This is a genomic window from Cypionkella sp. (genome assembly GCF_028290025.1).
Lineage (GTDB): Bacteria > Pseudomonadota > Alphaproteobacteria > Rhodobacterales > Rhodobacteraceae > Cypionkella.
In genome coordinates, this window is record NZ_JAQGKQ010000076.1 from 1 (window position 1) to 20,866 (window position 20,866).

The window sequence follows — 20,866 nt, forward strand, 5'->3', positions numbered from 1 at the left end:
TCGAACTCGCCCTTCATGCTCGCGCCCGCCTGCATCAGCCCGAGGTCAAGCATGAACAGCTTGTTGCCCTGCAATTTCGGCGGCACATCGCCCGCCGCCAGCCGTTGTGCAAAGCCCTCAACCACCGCGGTTTTGCCCACCCCAGCCTCACCCGTCAGGATCGGGTTGTTCTGCCGACGCCTTAACAGAATGTCGATAATTTGACGGATTTCCTCATCCCGACCGACAATCGGGTCCATCTTGCCGGAGGCTGCAACCGCCGTCATATCCACCGCAAAACGGTCGAGCGCGGTGGTCCCGGTGGGACCACCAGCCGCAGCCGCACCCGCCGCAGCCCGACCAACCCCGGTGCCATCCATCGGGCGCATATCCTCCTCATCGGAGTCTTTCCACGCACCGCGCGCCTCATTCACCAAGGTATCGACGTTAATTTCGCCAAAAACTTTCGACATCTGCACCAGCTTGGTGCGCGCCTCTTTGTCCTTCAGCGCCGCGACCAATATATGCCCGGTCCTGATCTGCGCCTCACCAAAAAGCAGCGTCGCGTAGCGCCAGCCGTGATCCATCACCGTGGTCATCGATTCCGAAACTGAGGGCATTTCGGTGGCGCTCTTGCGGAAACTGTCAATCACCAGCGCGAGATCTTTCTCCAACTTGGCGCGGTCGAGCTTGAAATGGTTCAGCGTGGCGGAAACATCCGATTTCGGGTTTTGCACGATGTGAAACAGCCAATGCGACAGTTCCACATTGCGGTTGCCTTCGTTTTTTGCGTGGCGGAGTGATTGTAAAAACGCGTCATAGCCGACGCGGTTCAGTTTTCCGGCGACTGTTTCTAGGCTAATATCGGCCATTGCGGGGTTCCTCTCAATGTCGTTTTCAAATGTCAGGCGGTGCGGCGATCCGAGGCGAAAACCGCGTCAGATCGGTAGGTTCCGGGTTCGGCAGCGGGCGGTGCTATCCAACCTGTCCAACCCAAAGCGCCAGCTTTTCCCAAAGCGACGCCTCTGATTTGATCGGCGGGCAAGGATGGCGCGATTTCGACTTCGGTTTCGTGTCCGAGGTATGTGAATAAAAGTTCGGTAAGGCGCTGGAAGCTGCTGCCACCCGGTAAAAAGCTTTGATATTGCGGCAGGCTTTCGGTTTTAACGGCAACGCGGATTTTCTCACTCACCGATTGCACGCGGCTGCCCAAGCGGCAATTCCGCCCAAGCCCAGAGTTTGCGGCGCCAAGACGTGTCAGATCGGAGGCTTCAAACCCCAGCCAAACCGGCACGTTTTCTTCAATTTCAACGCTGACGCCGCACAGGCTTTCCAAAATCTGCCGCAGCCGCACCGGGCTTTTCACCCGCGCCATCGCAATGCCAACCAAGGGCAGTCGCGCGATATCGGGCACCGTACCGCGCGACTGCAGCGCGCCCGAGGCCATGCCAACCGATGCTCCGACATAAGTTTGAAAGCGATCATCGCCGCCGTGGTCATACTGGGTGATACCGCGCGCATCCGACCAAGCCCGGAAGAACAGCTGCTGAAAGCGGTTGGTAAACAGGTCGGCAAGGCGCACAAACGCCTCATCCTTGAACATATACCACTGCTGCACTTCCGCAGTGGTGTTCATCGGCAAGGCACCCTGCGGGCCGAAATAGCCTAGGAAGTTAGAGCGGACGCGCAGCTTTCCGTTCGCATTTTCAGTGACTTGGCTGACGTTACGGTCAGGAAATGCTTGAAACGGTTCCTGCCCCAATCGCACCATTTCTTGCGCCAGATTTTCGTTGCGGCCAATGCGAGGGCGGGTCGGCTGACCGCGTTCTACCTCGCGCAGCAAGGCCAGAAAACCAAACGCGGCGGGGTCGGCTTTCAGGGCATCGCGGCGCTCGCTCATAGCAGCGGGCCTTGTCCGGTGCGCGGTGGGAATGTTTTGATCGTGCCGCGCTGATCGCTGGTCAGCACCAGCTGAGTGAAGCTGTTAACGCTTGCGTATTCGGCGAAAAACCGATCAAGCACCGCGCCGAGCAGGAACACACCCGAGCCTTCAAAGGCGCGCTCGTCAAACCGCAGGGTAACCTCGGTGCCGCGCGCCGCGTGATAACCGCCCGCGCGCTGGATGGTGCGTGTCACCGGGCGGCTGTTGACCGATTTCAATCCCTGCAACTGCCGGTCGGTGACCTGCGCCGAGACATCGACGAACAGCGTCAACAATTCCCGCAAAGCCGCCGCCTCATCGCGGCTGCCGCGGTTATCGAGGCCGAGAAAGTTCAGCGACAGATAGGAAATCAGCCGCCATTGCACCGGCCCCGCCTTGGCGCGATGCGGCGCGTTTTCATCCAGCTGCAACACCGATTCGCGCGGATTGGTTGGCCCCGCAATGCAGCGCAAGGGGACGGCGGTGTCATCATTCAGCCGAAAATCTGCGCCGCCCTGCGCGAGTGGCAGGTATTGCGGTAGGTGGCGGTTGGAGCATAACAGCTTGATCTGCAAGCGTTTCACCCGTTCTGCACTGTCCAGATGGCCGGGTTCGTAGATCGAGATGAAACTTTCGGTGCCGGTGTAACCCTGCACTTGGCCAAATCGCTTTTCTTGCGCGGTCAGGCGGCGGGGGCGCTGCTTCGCGGTGTAATAAAGCGCCTCACGCGCGGCCATCACATCGGCGGGCATACCATAGAGCGGATGCACCGGGATTTTGGTTTTCACCCCGGCGTAATAGGCGAAAACCTCGGTGATGCGATGCACTTCGTAATGCGAGGCGGGACTGCTGTCGGCGCTGACAAGGTAGTCATGGCGCAGAGTATCTAGTTTGACCTGCGCACAATTTTCCTCAAACAGGTTGATTGCGGGGGCTGCGAACATCCGAAAATTCTCAGCCGTGATGCGGGCGGGCAGGCTGGGGCGCACCGCGTTCATCTCTATCATCAGATCAAAGCTGGCCGACGGGATTCGCGGCAAAACTTTGCGCAAACCTTGCAAGCGGAAGCCTAAGAACTTCTGCGGAAACAGGAAAAACTCGCGCAGCAGAGTGAAGCCTCGGAACACGCGGGTGTCTTCGGGAAAGATCGCCTCGGCGTCTTCAAAGCCGATCTGATCCATCCAGCCGGGTTCGAGCCGCAGAAAAACCGGATCGCCGCGTGCATCGAGATAGCGGATCGTCGCGCGTGTCGCGTTGGTGAACAGATGTTCATAAACAGAGATTTGCTCGCCCAGATCGCCGGTCAGGTAGATCGGCAGTGTGTCGGCTTGAATTGCCGAGACGGGCTTGCCGGGCTTATCCTTCTGTGCCGCAGAGACCGGGCGCAGGAATGACAGGATCAGCCCGCCCGCAGTATCGGCACCCACGTCAAACCCCAACGCTTGAAATCCGGTTGGGCCAGCGACAAACCGCGCAGTGGTCAGTCGCAGCGGCCACAGGGTCAACGGTGCAGACAGCCGAAAGCGGCAGGAAATCCGCTGGTCACGATCGACATAGCGGGCATCAAGATAGCTGCCAGCCGGAAAGCTTTTGCCCTTTTCCAACTCATCTTCAGCAAAGTTCGGGTCGGCTTGCGCCAAGATTGCCGAAGGAGTCGGAGCCATGAAATTTGGCAACAACTGGTCGAGAAGCTCACCAGTAAAGGTGTCAAACTCGCTGTCGAGTTTCAGCTGCACCCGGGCGGCCATGAAGGCGGCACCCTCGAGCAGGCCAGCCACGGCGGGGTCGAGATTGTCTTGGGTCAGCCCGCCTAAACGTTCTGCAATGCCGGGAAAATCCTCGGCGAATTCTTTGGCGCCCTCGTACAGCAGGGCGAGTTCGCGGTTATACGCCTCTAGGAAAGCCCGGTTCATCCGCGCACCACAAGGTTGGACAGGGCAACTTTGCCCGCTCCGGTGTCAATCTCGGCGACAAATTCCAAAGGCACGTCAACCGGACGTGCTGCCATTTCGGCGGTGATGTCAAAGGCGATGCGTTGGGCGGCATCAGCCTCGGGGCGGCGCATTTTCACCACCAGGGTTTCGGCGATCAAACGCGGCTCGTGCGCAAGCAGCGCGTCGCGTAAATCGCGCGCCACTTGGCTATGACGGTGATCATCCACCGTCAGCCGCGACATATCCGGAATACCGTAATTCAAAATAGATTTCTTCACATAATCTAGGCCGGTCAAAGAGATAGAGGCTTCCAAGTGCACTGTGGCCATCAGATTGCCCAGATCGATCGCCAAATGATCGCGCAACGTGGCTTGCCCGGCACCTTCGCGACGCTCAATACTACGGGCCGAAAGCACCCGGCCATCGGCGTCCACCGCGGTATCGTCGCGCGCCTTCGCATCCCGTTCGCGGGCGGCCTGACGGAACACGTTCATCAACGAGACTTGGAAAAGGCCGTCACGCTCTGCCATAGGCCGACTTTCTTAGGATCAGGTCGCCTGGGGAGCGGTAAACGTTCAAGCGGTGATCGACGGAGAGAAACCGGGCGAGTAAGCCTCGCCCGGCTTTCGGCATCAGGAGCCTTTGTTGCTGGCGAGATCGTATTTTTTCTCAGTTTTCGCGCCTTGACCACCAGCCGCAGTTTGCTGCCAGTAGGTCAGGGTCAGTTCGCGGAAGTTGAACGAGAACTGCTCGTTGATCAACGCGCCTGAACCGCCGCCCGAACCGGTTTGAAACGACGAAACCAGCACGTCTTTCATAGCGAACTGGAAATAAACCATGGCTTTGTCGCCGGTGGCTTTGCGCACGTAAAGCGTAGCATCCGGGATGTGCTTGCCAGTAGCGCAAGCCAGCATGAGGTCGGGTGAAGCTTTGCAGATCAGCTTGGTGAAATGCATATCTTGTACAACCGAACGGCCCGCGCCTGCACCAGCACCCGAACCGGCGCTAAAGGTACCTTGTTGGCTAACGCCCCAGCCATAGCTGTCAATATTCAGGTGATCTTTGAATTGGTCATCGGTGGATTCACCGTTAATACCGCCGCCAACCTTCAGAAAAATGTCTGTTCCGGCCATCTGTACTCTCCTTTGAATGTAACTTTAGTAACTTTAGCTGCCTTGAACAGAGTCCAAGGCCGCGTCTTATTTAGCGGACGGCAGCTTGGACACCAGGCTCATCCCGATATCCATGCCTTCCAACTGATAGTGCGGACGAAGGAAGAATCTGCCGACATAGTAGCCGGGGTTTTCCTCGTCAGCGATCACTTCCACCTTGGCCGCTGCCAAAGGCATAAGCGCCTTTTCACGTTCCGAGGCGGTTGCTGGGTTGCCGTGAACATACTGGTTGATCCAGTTTTGCAGCTCTTTTTCAAGCTGCGCCTGCTCGCGGTTTGAACCGACCATGTCCCGCACCATGCACTTCAGATAATGGCTGAAGCGCGAAATCGCGAAGATATAAGGGATGCGCGAAGACAGATTGTCTGAGGCCGTGGCCTCTTCGTTCTGGTATTTCTTCGGTCGGTACAGCGATTGCGCGCCCAAGAATGCGGCGCGGTCGGTGTTCTTGCGGTGGATCAGCGGCATGATCCCCGATTTGGAAAGCTCTCCTTCGCGTCGGTCGCTGATGGCGAATTCGGTCGGGCATTTCATATCGGTCGAGCCGTCGCCGGTATCGAAGTTATGCACCGGCAGCGCGGTGATTTCACCGCCCGAGGTGACGCCACGGATTTGCACCGTCCAGCCATATTCTTTATGCGCGCGGTTGATGTTCACCGCCATCGCATGTGCGGCGTTCATCCAAGCGTATTGCTTGCCCTCATGGCCATCGGTGGTTTCTTCAAAGTTGAACTCCTCCACCGGTTCGCCATTCTGACCGTAAGGCGAGCGCGCCAGCACCCGCGGCATTGCCAGCGCGATGTAACGCGAATTTTCCGAGTCGCGCAGCGAGTTCCAGCCAGCATAATCGGGCGTATCAAACACGGTGGACAGATCGCGCGGATTGCCGAGTTCGTTCCAGCTGTCCATCCCCATTAGGGTTGGCGCGGGCGAGGTGATAAACGGCGCATGGGCGGCGGCGGCAATCTTGCCAAGATCGCGCAACAGGCGCACATCGCTGGAGGAATGGTCGAAGGTGTAATCGCCAACCAGCGCGCCGAACGGTTGGCCGCCCAACTGACCAAACTCAGCCTCGTAGATCTTCTTGAACAGCGGACTTTGGTCCCATTTGGCACCCGGATAGCCGCGCAGTTCTTTGTCGAGTTCGGTCTTCGAGATGTTCATAACTTGCAGCTTGAGCGTCGCATCGGATTCGGTGTTGTTCACCGTGTAAGCCAAGCCGCGCCAAGCGCTTTCCAGTTTTTGATACTCGGCGTTGTGGATGATCTCGTTGACCTGCTGCGACAGCTTTTCGTCGATTTTGGCCAGCATCTTGTCAATAGTGTCCAAGATATCGTCAGAAATCACGGTTTCATCGGCGAGGGCTTCACGGACAAGCGTGCCCACCGCACTTTCAACTTCGCGCGCAGCAACATCGCTGCGCGGTTTGAAGTTCTGTTTCAGGATGGCCGAAAATTCGTCCAGCTCGTGAAGGGCGCCACCGGCTCCGCCGTCTTGTTGCAATTCAGTTGCCATGTCGATGTCCTAAAAATGTCTTGGTGGAATGCGCGCATGAAAGTGCAGCGCTAGGTTATTCTTCGCCCTCGGGCTTGGCGGCGGCACGGCGTTCGTCCAAGGCTGCCATCAGTTTTGGATCTGCCAGCAGCTGCTTTAGCTGATCCTGCGCGCCGGATTTGCCGTTCATGTAGCGGGCAAGGTTGGCCAATTGCTGACGCGCTTCCAGCAGGCTGTTCAGCGCCGGCACTTGCCGCGCGATCTCGCCGGGGGACAGATCGGCCATTTTCTTGAAGTTCAGGTTGATCGACAGTTTGCCGCCCTGCTCTGGGTCCAGCTTGTTGTCAACATTGATCGCCAAGCCGGGCGAGACGCTTTCCATGAAGTCGTCCAGCGTGTCTGACGACACGGCAGTAAATTCACGATCCGCGACGGGCGGCTTTTCAACTTTGCTGGCGTTGCCCGACAAATCGGACATGATCCCCATTACGAACGGCAGTTCGACCTGCTTGTTCGCTTCGATCGGGTCAGCGTAGGAAATTTGTACCCGCGGAGGGCGATTGCGTTTGATGAAGCCAGTGGCTGAATCGGAGGAAGCCATAACAATTCTCCTGTCTAAATACGAAAAGAAAGCCGCGCGGGCCTCACAAGTCAACAGATTTCAACTGTGCGCCCGAAAGTGGCATTTGGTCAAATAGAAGGTGGTCAGATCGGTAAAAACTTAAGAAGGCGGAATCAATTCGCGCACGAGTGCGTGGAAGTCCTTAGACAGCATATTTCTGGCTTTGAATAGTAGTATTGGTATCGGACTCGCAGGTTCCCGCATCCGAAAGAAATCTTCGATCTGCTTCAGGATCTGGCCTGCATGTTCACGGCTGATCACCTCGGTCGCCACCGGGTCGTTTTCACTGGGGGTCGAGAAATCATCACTGGAGATGTTCGCTTGCCCCGACAGATCGCGCATCCGCGCCATAGAGATCGAAAAGCCGGTCTCACTGCCAAAGCTGATCGTGGCGTAACCCGCTGAGTTTTCGAGCAACGCGTCAAGAGCTTCAACCAAGGGCCGCCCGATCAACAGCCGCGATTGCGTCACCAGAACCAAAGCCAGCGAGGCGGGTTCCGTGGTGGCAAAGTATCGCTCCACCGCCTGCAAAAGCTGGTAGGCTGCGCGGTGGTTTGGCACTTCGGCAGTTCCGGTCTGCACCGTAATCGTGGTGCCAGCCCCGCCAGCAACCGCCACCGCACCAGATACATCTGCGGCCTCGGCACCTTGCACGACAGCGGAGGCAGTTCCGCCCAAATCGCCCCGCGCCGAAGTGACCATTGCCAAAATATCGGCGAGTTTTTCATCCAGCCGATCCAGCTTTGGTGTGAATGGCTTCGGCCCGGATTGTGACAGCTGAATGACGGTCTTAATTGCAGCGCGCATACCGGTAAGCTGCTCATAAAGCGTATCAACCGCCTTGGCGTTTTCGGATGAACTCAGCGCACCAGTGATCGCCCCGGCGTCGCCCGGCTGCTCGCCCTCACGCGGCGGGATTTTGCCTGTGGCGGTGCCGTAACTGCGATATATGATATCGCCAACGCGTTTGTCGGTCAGCAAGATCGCGTAATCTAGCGGTGCCGCAACCGTCGCCAGCGCGTTGAGTTCTTCGATCGCGTTCTTGCGGTCCACCGGATCAGTCGGATGCACGTCGGCGGGATACGACTCAATCAGGTTGGCAAAACCCATCACCGCATCAGCGAAGCCCTTGAAGCGGCCCGAAAGCACCTGAAACTTAGCCTCAAGCCCCAGCAGGCGCAAATCGCGGCTGCGTTTCAGCAGCGCATCTATCTGCGATGACTCGGCCTTTTGATCGACGGATTTGGAATCAAACAAAGTGCCGCGCACCATGTTGAAGTAACTGGTGGGCAAGCGATCTTCGACGGCGAAGTAGTAATCGCAGAAATCGGGATCATCGAGTGCCAGCAGGTCTTCACCGCAAGGCGCGTCCGGAGCAATCGGCTTGATCAGATCATCCAGCCGCACCGGGAAGATTTACTTGCGGTTCGCGGCAACACGCACAGGCTGCGGTTTGGGCAAGGCGGCCAAAAGGCCAGTACCAAGAAGAAGGGTGATCAATGCGGCAGTCATTGTCGGTCCTTTGCAAAACTTATGTGAAGGCTACTGCCGCGCTGCGGCATGGTCAACCGCCCTTTTTCGGAGTGGCGGACTTTACCGCCTCGTCGTAAGCATCTGAGAAATAGGCTAGAAACACGTCCAGCATACCATTTTCGTAAGGATGCGTCTTTGCATCCCAGCGTTCAACGAACAATTCCCAGGCCCGCGCCTTCTTTGAGGTCATGATTCCCCCCGTGGATCGTTCTTCAATCGACTCAGGCGAAAGGTCTTCCAACAACCGCGCCAAAGCTGGTTGCATGGCGGCATAAACCGCCGTCTGATGGCGCTTTACGTCGTCGAAACCTTGGGAAAATGCCGCAACTGCGCCGAGATAGCTTTCGGTTTTTGGCGCGAACATCGTCGTCAGCGCCTCTGTCGCGTTTGGTTTGAACTTCAGCGGCGAGTTGTTGATGCCGCCGATCATCGTACGGCTGGAACTTTTCACAAACTGCTTCGCCGCCGCCCGCGCGCCAAGCAGCGCCATCATCTGCTCGGTGGCAATCCGCAAGCATTTGCCAATGTCTTCGCCCAGTTGCGTCACATCAACCTTGGACAAACTGCCCGCAGGCAGGCCCGCGCCTTTGCAGATCGCATCCAGCAGCGGCAATGCGTCAGCCGGAGTTTCGATCGCCACCGGAACGGGTTTTGAAGGGAACGGTTCAGATGTGGGTAGCGGTGGAGCGGGCGGAGCCGTTGATGCCGGCGGCGCAGTTGGGGCGTTGACGGTCGGCAATGGGTTGGCGGGCGGCGCAATCGGTAAATCATGCGGCGGTGTGGTCGGTACCAACGCGGCGGGGCGTGGATTTTCGACAAAGCTGTCGCCAAATTGCCCAGCGAGTGCAGAAGATGGTCTGCTCGGCGCGGGCAGGGGCGTATTGGAAAATTGCGGCATCGGAGAAGGGCTTGGCCCAAGGCTCCACGGGTCTGATGCGGGCGCTGCCAGCGGGGCTGCAACATGTCCCCCGGCCTGATCAACAACCAGAACGCGGATGATATACTGGCCGACTTGCAGCCGCTCGTTATGGGTCAGCGCGAACGGCGATGACACCCGCATCGACGCGCCATACACAAAAGTACCGTTGGTCGAGATGTCATTCAGCCAGAACTGGCCATCGCGAAATGTCACCTCAAAATGCCGGCTGGAGATGTGGCGGTTGGTGTCAGGCAGCGTCCAATCCATCGCGGAATCACGGCCCACTTCAAACCCGCGCGAAACGGCCGAAAACTCCAGCGGCCCGCCATCCGGCAGGCTATCCAAATTCTCGATCCGTAAAGTCAGCTTCATTAGGGCAATTCCAAGGGAGATTCTGTCTTAGCCGCAACGACCAAGAGGCTGTGGGACTAAGATAAAGCGGCTACGCGGTTTTTGCCAGCACCTCGGCCATGCCGACGTAGTGATCCAGCATCCGGCGCCGCTTATCTTGCGGCACCCGCGCCAGCGCCGTTAAAATCCCGGCATTTAACGCGCGTCCAATCGCAAACATCGGCACCAACGCGGGCGGTAAACCTTCGGGAGCCATTGATCCGCTGGCCCATCCAGCAGCCAGCGCCAGCCAAGCGCCAGGGCCGCGCACTGCTGCGTGTAGGCCAGCATTCAGCGCCACATAACGGTTGGCCTCGGTCGGTTCGGCCACCCATGCGGCGCATATCGAAAGCATATCGACGTCTTGCGCGGTCAGCAGCTCGGGCGTGGCTTTCAGACATTCATGCCCCCACCACACTGCTGGACGCGGCTGAAGCGCGAAGGCCATCAGTGAAATTGCCTCCTCTGGCGTCTCACCCAAACGCAGGCGACGTGAGAAATCGAAGACATGCTCGCCCTCGCCGGGTTGCGCGGTAATGTCGTTGGCGATTTCAGGCATGGTGCCGAACAGCTGACGTGACAGCTGCACCCGCAGCCCCGGTGCAGGTTCCAGACTAGTTGGCGGAGTTGTATCGGTACCGGGTGTCATCAATTGATCATCACCATAGCGCCCTTGATAATCATCATCGGCCCACCGTCATGCGTCGCCATAGCACCCGCCTTTGTCTTCAGCATAGCTGTCGCCTCAACTTCAACATTCAAAGCTTTGATCTTGATCGAAGTCTCATCAATCGTGATGCTTGAACTGCCAACCTTCAACTCGATCTTTTTCTTCGACTCAATCGTCAGCGCGCCCGTGACCTTGTGACTCTCGTCGCCGCCAACGTTGATGGAAACTCCGCCACCGACACTTTCGCTTTTGCTCCCGTCAATTTTCAGAGTCTGGTTGCCCTTAGTGGTGGCTCTGTCGTCGTTCATCACATCGCGCGTCATGTCTTTTTGCGCGCGAATGTAGATTTTCTCGGCATCTTCGGTGTCATCGAAGAACAGCTGGTTGTTGCGCACGGTTTTGAAACCGCTGGTCAGATGGTTCGCGGGCATTTCCGGCCCGTTTTTCTGATTCCACACGCAGCCGGTGATCAATGGCTGATCTGGATCGCCATCGAGAAACTCAACGATCACTTCCATGCCTGCATGTGGCACAAAGATCGTGCCCCAGTTCTCATGCGCCCAGATCTGCGAAACCCGGCAAAACATCGACACGTCATCGGGTGCCCAGAAGAATTTGACCTTGATGCGGCCAAACTCGTCAATATTGCCCTCGGCACCTTCTACAACCAGCGCAGTTTGCGGACCGTTTACGCGTGGCGGTCGGGTCAGACGTTGCGGTGCAATCGGGTTGGCACTGCGGGTCAACACATAAGATCCCTGATAGGCGGTGTCCGAGGCCACGCCGCCACCCGAGCGGAACGTGCCGTTGGAGACGAAATGATGCGCCCCGAGCACCGCATATTCGTACAACTGCCCGGCATCCGAATGCGCTGATAGCGTGAACTTCATCCCCGCCCCGAGACTGGTCGCGTTGCCCTGCGCCCGCACGGTCGCGTCCGCCATCCGGTAGGCATCCAAGCGGCGTTGCGCGATGGGATTACCCTCGCCGGCCGTCAGATAAACGCCGGGATAACCAAAGCTTTCCATATTCGCGCCGACAAAGCCGCGCAGATTTTCGCGGCTGACTTCCATCTGCGCAGAGACGGTCTTGAAGTTGTAATCTGTCAGCCGCACCGCCCCCGTGGTCAGCTGACGTTGCGGCGACCACGCATCAAAATTCTCGGCAGTGTTGTCGCCCCGGCTGCCCAAAGGGCTAAAAGCCCGCGGTGAGGCCGGAGCGTCTTTGAACGCATCAGCCCCCGTCGTCATCACCAGTGAGTGCCGGGTCTTCTCCATCTGGAAATGGTAGTTGATGCCAAACCGCTCCATCAGCCGACACAGAAAATCCATGTCAGACTCGTTGTATTGCACGACATATTCCATCTGCGGGAAGCTGCCGACGGTCAGATCAATGAAGCCCGCCACATCCGAGTTGCCATATTCATCCACAATTTCGCGGATGACATCGACGACGTTCATCTCATGGAATATCCGGCAGTTTATCCGGCGTGACAATTGCCAGAACCACGGCCGCAGCTCAAACTCATAGACATGATTGTCGCCCTCTGGCCCGAGATAGCGGATCGCATCGACCATTTGGTGAAACGGCCGCAAATCACCCAAGGGCGTGACGATCTCAATCGCAATACCTTCGCCGAGCAAAGGCTCGATCGCGGAAATCGGTTTGGCGGAAAGCGCTGTGACGCGAAACTGGCTGATCGCATTCACCGCTTCGCTGCCAGAAAATTCAATCAGCACCAAATCGTTCGCCGCTAGGGGCGTGAACATCCGTCCGATGCGATTGTCCTGTGAAAAAGTAGTGGCCATCTGGGTATCGCTTTCAAATTCATGCGTAAAACGGGCAGGCTGGGGAAAATAACCCCGGATACCGCCACGTTACATCAAGCCGCGCCGATCTGGCAAGAAAAGCAGCGCCCCGGTTCGCGTCTGCGCCTCGCTCAATTCTCCAACCGGAAATAAGCGAAACTCAGCGTCGGGTTGACATCGGCTTTGTCCAACTGCTTCTCAAGGAACGGCATAAAGGATCGCGCAGTGACGCCCGCTGGCACCTTATCCAAGGCAGGCAAAGGCTTGTCCGTGACCATGGCCAGTAGAATTTGCGGCGCAGGCGGCGCGTTCGGTTCCAGCGTCAGATTGAACTCAAAACTAGCGGTGCCATCCGCGCCGATTGTCGTCCATGGTTTCAGATTGGTCGCGCCACCGGCTTCCGAGAAGAGGAACAGCGCGAAATCGCGGCCCTCAAGCCCTTCGACCTTGCCGCTGACATTCGCACCACTTTTCACCAATTCACCCGCCGTCGGCATCACCACCGCCAGCGGATCAACGTCCGGTGCCGGGAAGCGTTGGGCAAAGTCGATCAACGGGCATTGCGCTGCATTGATCTGATGCACGGCCAGATCAGGCGTGGTGTTGGTCGCCGCCCGCCAATCCTTGACAAAGCCCGCAAGCGCCGCCGGATCGGCAGTGTAGCCGTCCAACCCAAACCCCGTGGCATTGGCATCCCGCAGCGTCACCAGCCCACAAAGCGGCGGCTTCACGCCAGCAAGATAGGCAAGCTGCGCTGTTACCGGATCTGCCTTGGCGGCAGCTTCATCTGCGGCTTTCTTCGCGGCCGCCTCATCCGCTGCGAGTTTAGCCGCCTCATCTGCCGCTTTTTGTGCCGCAGCGGCTTCTTCGGCGCGTTTGAGTTCTGCCTCAGCGGCCGCTTTTCGCGCGGCTTCCTGTTCAGCCAGTTGCTTAGCCGCCGCCGCATCCGCCGCCTGTTTCGCGGCAGCTTCCTCCGCCGCTTTCCGTGCGGCGGCGGCTTCCTCGGCTGCTTTCTGGCTCGCCGCAAGTTCAGCGGATTTTTTCGCCTCTGCCGCCTGCTTGGCCGCAGCTTCTTCGGCAATTTTCTGCGCCGCCGCCGCTTCTGCTGCTTGTTTTGCAGCTGCGTCCTGAGCCGCTTTCTGAGCGGCAGTTGCATCCGCAGCTTGCTTGGCGGCAGCGGCATCGGCAGCTAATTTGGCCGCAGCCTCATCGGCTGCTTTCTGTGCAGCTGCAGCGGCATCGGCCTGTCTTGCGGCATCTGCTGCCGCTTTAGCATCCGCTGCGGTTTTTGCATCCGCTGCGGCCTTGGCGGCTGCGGCATCCTCGGCGGCTTTCTGCGCCGCGGCCGCATCCGCTGCCTGCTTGGCCGCAAGTGCATCCGCCGCAGCCTTCGCATCCGCCGCAGCCTTCGCATCCGCCGCAGCCTGATCTGCTGCGGCTTGTTGCGCTTGTTCGGTTTTCACCCGCGCATCAGCATCGCTTTGAGTTTCACCCGCTACAGGCACCGCTTTGCCGTCAAACACCCCGCCAAAATACGCACCAGCCGCACCGCCGCCCAAAGCCAACAGCGCCACCACGGCAATCACACCGCCTTTGCTATTCTTCACCGCCAACGGTTCGGCCATGGGAGCACGCATCGCCGCCCCCGGGGTATCGAAGGGGCTCAAATCCTCGGTTTCGGGGGCTGCCACCGGGGCCGAAGTTTTCACCGCAACCGGAGCTACAGAAACCGGAGCGACCGAGATCGGCGGTGCCACTGGGGCAGCCTTCGGCTCGGGTATCGGCAACGCCCCGCCAATCACCGTGCGGTTCGGGTCGGGCGCTTTTGGCGCAGGCGGTGCTATCTGCGGCACCAAGGCCGGGTTATCCACCGCCGCCATCACCGCCGCCATGCTGGCGGGTCGCATCGCAGGGTCGGGCTGCAACATCCACGACAACAGCGGCACTAGGCTTGCGTCCACCCCGGTCAAATCCGGCACACCGGCGCGTTTGCCAACGGCATCGACAATCGACGCGCCCATCGGCAGCACTTCGCCCTTGCTCGCCGCCGCCGTCACCAAGGCCAGCGAGTAAATATCCGACCGGCCATCCACCGTGCCGCCAAACGCCCCCAACTGCTCCGGCGAGACCCAGTTGAACTTGCCCGCGAACTGGCCCTGCAACAGCGTTCCCGCCCCCAAGGCGGTCGATTTCGCGATGCCAAAGTCGATCAGCTTGGCGTGCTCAACATGGCCATCCTCAAGGATCACATTGTCTGGCGACAGGTCGCGATGCACTACGCCCGCCCGGTGCGCCTTGTCCAAGCCCGAGGCCACCCGACGCAGCATCACCCGCACTTCATTGACCGGCATCGGGCCTTGCTCAATGCGGTCCGACATTGCAGTTCCAGAAACAAACTCCATCACCATGCAGGGTCGCCCGATGGTTGGATCGACGGTAAAGACATGATAACGCACGATAGCTTCGTGGCTTAACCGGGACAGCGTGGTGCTTTCCTTCTGGAATAGCGCCACGATCTTCGGGTCGTGTGCGAGGCTTGGCAGCACGATCTTGATCGCCACAGGCTCGTCATTGTGGATGTTGCGACCGCGATAAACCTCACCCATGCCGCCGGAGTTGATCAGCCGCTCAATCTCATAGGTGCCCATGATCAGGGTGCCGGAAGACACCGTGGTTGCATGGTTCGGGCTTTTCTCCCCGTCATTGTTGGAGGCGTCTGTCATAACCGCGCCCTCGCCGCGACCTTCACCACCAACACCGTCACATTGTCCCGCGCCCCGCGTTGCAAGGTCAGTTGCACCAGCGCATCGCAGGCGGCTTGCGGCGCAAATCGCACCAAAGCCTCTGCCATCTCGTGATCTTCAACATGCTCGGTCAACCCATCCGAGCACAGCAGGAACACATCACCATCGGCCAACCCACCGGAACGCTCATCCGTCTGCGGTGTCGCATGTACCCCAATCGCCCGCGTGATCACATTGCGGCGCGGCCAAGTCAGCGCCTGTTCGGCGGTGATAGCACCCGTGCGCACCAATTCGTTCACCTCGGTATGGTCCATCGTCACCTGAGTATACTGCCCGGAACGCAGCAGATATATCCGGCTGTCGCCAGACCAAACGCAGGCGAAGTGCTGATCGAACGCCAGCAAAGCCACCAAAGTTGCCCCCACTGTCGCGCCATTCAACAGCGCGGATTGGTCTTGAATCAGCTGATGCGCGCGCAAAATCCGATCCATGAAGCGCGCTTGCAGATCGGGCGCAGAAACCGGACGGCCCAGCGAGGCCACACTTTCCACAATTGTCCGGCTGGCGAAATCGCCCGCGTGATGCCCGCCCATGCCATCGGCGACAACCCAAACCCCGGCCTCTGGCAATGTCAGCAAACTGTCTTCATTATGATCACGTACGCGGCCCGTATCGGTCGCGGCCCCGGTCTCGAACTGAAATGGAGCCTCGATCATCGCCCCTCCTGCATAAAACAACCTTGCCCGATGGGCTGAAAAACTAGCGCCAGCATAGGCGGAAAGCGGTGCATCTGCCTAGCCATTCTCGGCATAGCCTCGCAAAAACCACGCTATAACATGACCCGAGGGCAATCCCTCGCCCGCCCAGACTTGGCTATGGCCGAAGTCATCGCCTGCTATCCACCAATAACTACGGTTGTGGCTGGCGCGGTGGTGGTCGGTCAGCGCAATGTCTTCCAGCAGCCCCACCACATCCGCACCGGGCCGCGCCGCCCAAAACTCTGGCGGGCCGCTTGGCATTTGGGCTTGGCAGCGGGCGGAAAACCCATTCAACTCAGCAGTCTCGCCCGCCAGCATTTCGACCAGCTTTGCCTCTACTGCGCCGTGCCAATCTTGCACCGGATCAATCACCGGGCAAGGCGGACACCCCGCCCCAAAGCCTGCGATCAGCAGCGGATACCGCCGCCCGACCTTATCCGCACTTGCCGCCAGCACCCCAGCTGAAGTTTCGCCCCAAATGCTCGGCCCGATCCAGAACCGAAGCGGGCGCGCCAAGCCCCAAACCGTCTCCCAGTCGGAATCCAGCCCATGCCTCGCCTCGGCCAAGGCGCTATCCAGCCACCCTTCCAGCCCAGCCTGCACTGGCAAGCCACCGCCAATAAAATCGCCCTTCGACGGGTGTTTGCCGTAAAGTGCCAGCATGTCAGAGGCCCCCATCTACAAACCGGTAGGGCAGCGGAATTCGCGCAATTCCGCCATGTTGAACGGATTGACCAACGCGTTCACCCGGACTTCATAGGTGATATTGCGCCCGCCAATCACATAATCCACCTGCATCACATCGCCGATCTGCCGTGGATTGCCGTCGCGCAGGAATTGCAAAAACGCCCACGGCCCCTGATAAACGATCTGACTTTCACGGTTGTTCATCTCGGGCAGCAACTGCACCGAAGTATTCCCGGCACCCCCCGGCCACGTCACCGTCACCGGCGTATTGCCCGCCTTGCGCATCTGGATCGGCTGATCGTCGATCACCAAAATCGACTGCTTGATCCGATCATGCGCGGTAATTTGGTTCACCGTCACATCCAGCTTCACCACAGGCGATCGCCCCGGGAAAAACGCATCACGAATAGCCGCGGCCTTTTGAAACTGCCGCAGGCTTTGCAATGAAAGCTTGTTCGCCAGCGGGCTGTCATCCCGCCACGTCCAATCGCCCGCGCCCATGTTGGCGTGGATGGCAAGGTTGGCGTTGAAGAAACGATCGAGCACGCCGTCCGGTGCAAACAGTTGCGCAAACTCCGACAAAGGCACCTGCCGCGCCGGGCTTTTCGAAAACGGATAGCGCCCGTCCACAATGCCCTCGCACACCGCCGTCACTTGCGAGGTCAAATCGGCGTTGATCTGCGCCACAGCCGTCGATGCCGCATCGCCCTCAAAATTATCCACTGCCTCGCCGACCATCCGCGACAGTTCCGGCGGCAAACGGCTGGCCGCCGTCTTCAACTGCCCGATCAGCGCCGGTATCTGCGCATTGGCTTCTGCCTGATTGAACCCCGCCGCAATCACCAATCCCTGCTGGATCGCGCCCAACGAGTTCAGCAACGCATCAATCGGCCGCGTCCCCGGCGTGCCTTCCAGCAGCGCGTGATATTCCGCAAACTGCGCCTCTATATCGGCCCCCGGTATCGTCGGCCCAGCCCCCGCAGCCACCCCCGCCCGCTTCTGCGATTTGCCCGCCGCAAGTGCTATATCGAGGCCAATCCGCTGCAAGCCCGAGGTCCGGCTGGCAACCATCTGCGTCACATCATTGCCTGCCTGCGTGATTGCGCCCGCGACCGCGCCCGCATCCGCCGAAGCCTGATCCAGCGCGCCCTCTGGCACCACCGCTTGCGTCAGTTTGGTCTCCGCCGAAATCCCTTCAACCAGCTTCAAAATCGGTGAAGTCGTAGGTGAGGAGGCCGCTGACAAGGCCATGTAAGCAGGCTTATCCGCCGCCATCGGTGCAAGTTTGATGTTGGATAGCACCGCATCCCAAGCCGCGAGATAATCCTCGCGATAGCGCGCCAACAACTGCGGCCCTAGACGCGACAACTGCTCATCCACCTTTGCTGCCGCCGCCTGCTCGCCCATAACCCATTGTTCGGTCTCAAGTTTATGCGCGACCGCCGCCAACTGTTCCAGAAAGAAGTCGTTGAACCCGGCGTAGGTATAAAGTGCCGGCACCGTCAGCGTGCCAAGGTCCGACCCGTCCACCGTTTCAAACACCAGCCGCGCATCCGGCCCCGCGCGTTCCACCACGTTGAAATCGGGCAGACCCGAAACGGGTGCCGTCGCCACGATCAAAGAATAAGCCTGATCCGCCACCGACATCCGCGCCAAGATCACTTCCGCCTTGGCGACCAGATCGGCGTTCAGCTCCACCGTCGGGGCTGTGGTATCATCCAGTTCCAGCATCGCCGCGAGGTGCTTGTTCAGCATATCCCGCGCCGGTTCTTCGTTAATGCCGGGGAACAATACCTGCTCCCAATCGTCATGGAACCACGTTCTAACCAGATCGTCTTGCGGCGCAGGTGCAGCCCCTCCGAGCAGCTTATACACCTTCAACGTCTCATAAATCGGGATCGGCTCGTTCGCCAAAACGAACTGCTGCAACTGGCCTTCCACCCGCAACACCAGCCGAGGCCGCAGCAACCGCTCCAACCCCTGCGCATAGGCATCGCGCGCCGCCTGCCGGATTGCGCCCTGCTGCGACAGCCCGAAACCGCGCGTCCAGTCGCCCTCGGGTTCCTCTGGCGACTCAAACCCCGATGGCATCGTGCGCAAGAGCTTCAACTCGTTGCTGATGCGCAGGAAATCGGTGTCTTCAACCTCTATCGCCTGCAAATCCTCGGTCGCCGCCAGCTCATAATCCGCCATCGCGGCTTGAGCATTGGCCACCATCGTGCGGTTGTTCAGATAGCTATAGCCCCAAGCCCCCAGCACCAAGGCTGAGCCCAAAAGCATCGCAGCCGTCAAGCCCATGCGCAGCACAGAAGCCCGCCGCACCGCCTTGCGATCATAGGAAACCCAGCCCTGTTCGCCGAAAATCACCTTGGTCAGCAAGTCATGCAGGAAGTAGCTTTTGCCCTTGCCCGACAGTTGTGCCTGCACGCCGAGGCTACGGCTCATCGCGCCCAAAACCTGATCAATCGGCGTGCCTTCTTGCGTGCCAGAGGTGAAGTAGAACCCACGCAGAATGGCGCTGGTTTTGTAGCGCGTCGGCTCAAACACCTGCCGCAAGAAGCTCTCCACCTCGTCTTTCAGCATCGCCATCTGACCCGGAAGCCCGAAAATCGCGATCCGGTTCACGCCGTCGGGTTCTTCCGACAAACGGTCAATCACCTCATCCGACAACCGCGCCACCAACGCATCAAACTCGCCCGCAACCCGGTCAAACGTCTGCTCTTTGCGGTTTTCGGTCTGGAAGGTAGCACCCCAAACCTTCTTGCGCCGCCCCGCCGCAAAGCTGCTGAAATACTCGCGGAACCCGGCGATCAGATCGGCCTTGGTGAACATCACGTAAACCGGGAAATCGACCTTCAACGTCTCATGGATTTCCCCCAGCCGCGCCCGGATCGTCTCGGCATGAGCGGTAATCTTCTCGGGCCCCGCGTTCATCAGATCGGCCACCGAAATCGCCAATATCACCCCATTGATCGGCTGCTTAGGGCGGTATTTCTTCAACAAATTCAGGAAGCTGGTCCAAGAAGCTTTATCCGTCCCCTCATCGCTGTCCTGCGTGGTATAGCGCCCCGCCGTGTCGATCATCACGGCGTCTTCGGCGAACCACCAATCGCAATAGCGGGTGCCGCCAAAGCCCTGCAAACCGCCCTGCTGGCCCGACAGCGGAAACTTGATCTCGCTGTTGATCAGCGCTGTGGTCTTGCCCGAACCCGGCGGCCCGATAATCACATACCAAGGCATGTCATAGAGATAGGTCTTTGAATTGCCTGACTTCTTCAACGTATTCAAAGCCGCAGTCATTCGGCTGGCAAGCTCGCGCCCATCGCCCGCAGGCGTATCGACCACAATCGCCTTCTCCAGCGCCGCACTTCCTTTGCGCCTGCGCAAAAACGCGATCAGCCCCCAGACCAGCAGCACCAACGCCAACAATCCAATGATCAGCGCCCGCACCCAAACCGGATCAAACGGATGTGCTTCGCCAAAACCAATCAGCGGGCCTGCAAACCAGACCACGGCGGAAAACGCCAGAAAACCAACTATAACTAACGCGAGTTTGACCCACTTCATTGCAAAGTCTCTTCCCGCTTGATCATAATTTCCACCCGGCGATTGGCGCTACGACCATCTTCGGTGCTATTGTCGCCAATGGGCTCGGCCTCACCCTTGCCCTCAACCTCAAAGCGCGTCGGGTCAGTCATGCCGACCGCCAGCACCTTTTGCACGGCTTCGGCCCGCGCTTGCGACAGATCGTGGTTATTCTTGAACCGTCCGCGGCCCGACATCGGCACGTTATCGGTGTAGCCCCAGACATAAACCGGCCCCGGTTCTTTATCCAAAGCCGCCGTGATCCTTGCCGCCAAGGCGTCGAATTCGGGCTTGGTTTCCGCCTTGCCACTGGCAAACAGCGCCGCGTTGCTGACGCGGATGAAGATGAAATCACCCTTGATATCGACGGCCACCAGCCCGCTGGCAATGTCGTCCTTCATCTTCTGTTGCAGCCGATCCAGCTGGCTGGTTTCCGTCACCGGAGCCACCTCTAACGGTGTAAACGCCACGGCTCGCACCAGTGAAATCTTTGAGGTCGGCGTCAGCGACAGCAGCCGTTGCGACACCACAGACCCCTCCTGCGCGATCAGAGTCGAAAGCCCAAAGTAAGCGCCCATCAGCACCACCCCCAGCACCGAGCCGATCACCCACAGCGGAGTGCCGCCAAACCGCCGCCGCCCGCCGACCAT

At 59.1% G+C, this 20,866-nt stretch carries 16 protein-coding genes; all 16 read right to left on the minus strand.

The window, feature by feature from the left end; all coding sequences use genetic code 11:
* Window positions 1-851, minus strand: an 851-nt coding sequence (locus tag JWS10_RS12295; RefSeq protein WP_366943538.1) for an AAA family ATPase, incomplete at its 3' end; no start/stop codon positions are given.
* A gap of 32 nt (window positions 852-883) precedes the next feature.
* Window positions 884-1,879: a type VI secretion system baseplate subunit TssG gene (gene tssG / locus JWS10_RS12300; protein WP_299507811.1), complete on the minus strand. Its 996-nt coding sequence runs from the start codon at window positions 1,877-1,879 to the stop codon at window positions 884-886.
* Window positions 1,876-3,813 (minus strand): type VI secretion system baseplate subunit TssF, encoded by a 1,938-nt coding sequence (gene tssF, locus JWS10_RS12305; RefSeq protein WP_299507814.1) that lies wholly within the window; start codon window positions 3,811-3,813, stop codon window positions 1,876-1,878. Before tssF ends, tssG begins: the two co-directional genes overlap by 4 nt.
* On the minus strand, window positions 3,810-4,364 hold the full coding sequence (gene tssE, locus JWS10_RS12310) for a type VI secretion system baseplate subunit TssE (protein ID WP_299483066.1): 555 nt from the start codon (window positions 4,362-4,364) through the stop codon (window positions 3,810-3,812). The genes tssF and tssE overlap by 4 nt, the downstream gene beginning before the upstream one ends.
* A gap of 102 nt (window positions 4,365-4,466) precedes the next feature.
* A complete protein-coding gene (locus tag JWS10_RS12315; RefSeq protein WP_299483069.1) occupies window positions 4,467-4,967 on the minus strand; it encodes a type VI secretion system tube protein Hcp in 501 nt (166 codons plus the stop codon).
* A gap of 66 nt (window positions 4,968-5,033) precedes the next feature.
* Window positions 5,034-6,521 (minus strand): type VI secretion system contractile sheath large subunit, encoded by a 1,488-nt coding sequence (gene tssC / locus JWS10_RS12320; RefSeq protein WP_299483072.1) that lies wholly within the window; start codon window positions 6,519-6,521, stop codon window positions 5,034-5,036.
* A 55-nt stretch (window positions 6,522-6,576) separates the two neighbouring features.
* Complete coding sequence (gene tssB, locus JWS10_RS12325; RefSeq protein ID WP_299483075.1) at window positions 6,577-7,101, minus strand: type VI secretion system contractile sheath small subunit; 525 nt, start codon at window positions 7,099-7,101, stop codon at window positions 6,577-6,579.
* A 120-nt stretch (window positions 7,102-7,221) separates the two neighbouring features.
* On the minus strand, window positions 7,222-8,529 hold the full coding sequence (locus JWS10_RS12330) for a type VI secretion system ImpA family N-terminal domain-containing protein (protein ID WP_299507816.1): 1,308 nt from the start codon (window positions 8,527-8,529) through the stop codon (window positions 7,222-7,224).
* 157 nt (window positions 8,530-8,686) lie between these two features.
* Window positions 8,687-9,946 (minus strand): type VI secretion system-associated FHA domain protein TagH, encoded by a 1,260-nt coding sequence (tagH, locus tag JWS10_RS12335; RefSeq protein WP_299507818.1) that lies wholly within the window; start codon window positions 9,944-9,946, stop codon window positions 8,687-8,689.
* Window positions 9,947-10,016: 70 nt separating this feature from the next.
* Entirely contained in the window at window positions 10,017-10,613 is a 597-nt protein-coding gene (locus JWS10_RS12340; protein WP_299507820.1) for a hypothetical protein, read from the minus strand.
* A complete protein-coding gene (tssI, locus tag JWS10_RS12345; protein WP_299507822.1) occupies window positions 10,613-12,442 on the minus strand; it encodes a type VI secretion system Vgr family protein in 1,830 nt (609 codons plus the stop codon). The genes JWS10_RS12340 and tssI overlap by 1 nt, the downstream gene beginning before the upstream one ends.
* Window positions 12,443-12,573: 131 nt before the next feature.
* On the minus strand, window positions 12,574-15,165 hold the full coding sequence (locus JWS10_RS12350) for a serine/threonine-protein kinase (protein WP_299507824.1): 2,592 nt from the start codon (window positions 15,163-15,165) through the stop codon (window positions 12,574-12,576).
* Window positions 15,162-15,902 carry a protein phosphatase 2C domain-containing protein gene (locus tag JWS10_RS12355; RefSeq protein ID WP_299483091.1) on the minus strand — a complete coding sequence of 247 codons (741 nt, stop codon included), beginning with the start codon at window positions 15,900-15,902 and terminating at the stop codon, window positions 15,162-15,164. The genes JWS10_RS12350 and JWS10_RS12355 overlap by 4 nt, the downstream gene beginning before the upstream one ends.
* Window positions 15,903-15,980: 78 nt before the next feature.
* Window positions 15,981-16,607 carry a type VI secretion system-associated protein TagF gene (gene tagF / locus JWS10_RS12360; RefSeq protein ID WP_299507826.1) on the minus strand — a complete coding sequence of 209 codons (627 nt, stop codon included), beginning with the start codon at window positions 16,605-16,607 and terminating at the stop codon, window positions 15,981-15,983.
* 15 nt (window positions 16,608-16,622) lie between these two features.
* Window positions 16,623-20,198, minus strand: coding sequence for a type VI secretion system membrane subunit TssM (tssM, locus tag JWS10_RS12365; RefSeq protein ID WP_299507829.1), 3,576 nt, complete (start codon window positions 20,196-20,198; stop codon window positions 16,623-16,625).
* The coding region (tssL, locus tag JWS10_RS12370) for a type VI secretion system protein TssL, long form (protein ID WP_299507831.1) at window positions 20,195-20,866 on the minus strand (672 nt) is incomplete at its 5' end. The genes tssL and tssM, both read right to left, overlap by 4 nt.